At 80.3% G+C, this 631-nt stretch carries 1 protein-coding gene; it reads left to right on the top strand.

The window, feature by feature from the left end:
• The coding region (locus ACVMLK_RS21260) for a hypothetical protein (protein ID WP_457487571.1) at positions 1-631 on the top strand (631 nt) is incomplete at both ends.

Here is a 631-nt window from a genome sequence, read left to right as displayed (position 1 = left end):
GCTGCGGACCGCGCGGCAGGACCGCGCCGCGCTGGATCGCCAGGGCGGCCTGCCGGACGCCGAGGCCCTGGCCCGCCTGCGGGCCCGGCGCGAGGCGGGCTGGCGGCTCATCTATCGCCGCCACTTCGCCGGAGAGGCGCCGGAGACGGCCGAGGAGCAGGCCTTCTGCCACGGCGAGCCGCTGCCGCTCGCCTATGCCCGCGCGGTCGCGGAGGCCGACCGGCTGGCCGACCGCCGGCTCGAGGAAGCGGAGCGCCTCGCCCGCGCCGCGGCGCTGGATGCCGCCATCGCCGATCTGCGGAGGGCGCTGGAGGCGGCGGAGGAGACGGCCGGACAGGCCGCCAGGGCCGAGGAGGAGGCCGCCGCCGCCTGGGCCGCGGTGGTCCTGCCGCTCGGCCTCGACGGCATGGCCGGTGACAGCGAGGTGGAGGCTTTCCTGGCCCGGCGCGAGACGGCCCTCGCCGCCGCCCTGGCGCTGGAGGAAGCGGAGGCGGCGTGGCGGGAGATCCAGGCGGGGCAGCAGGCCGCCGCGCGACGCCTCGCCACGGCGCTGGCCCTGCCAGGCGAGGCCGAGGCCGGGCTGCGCGCCCTGCTCGACCGGGCGGAGGCCCTGCGGCGCGATGCCCGGCAG

It is taken from the genome of Teichococcus aerofrigidensis, assembly GCF_054073225.1.
The sequence above is the reverse complement of the archived record's forward strand: the minus strand, read 5'-3'. Positions and strand labels throughout refer to the sequence as shown.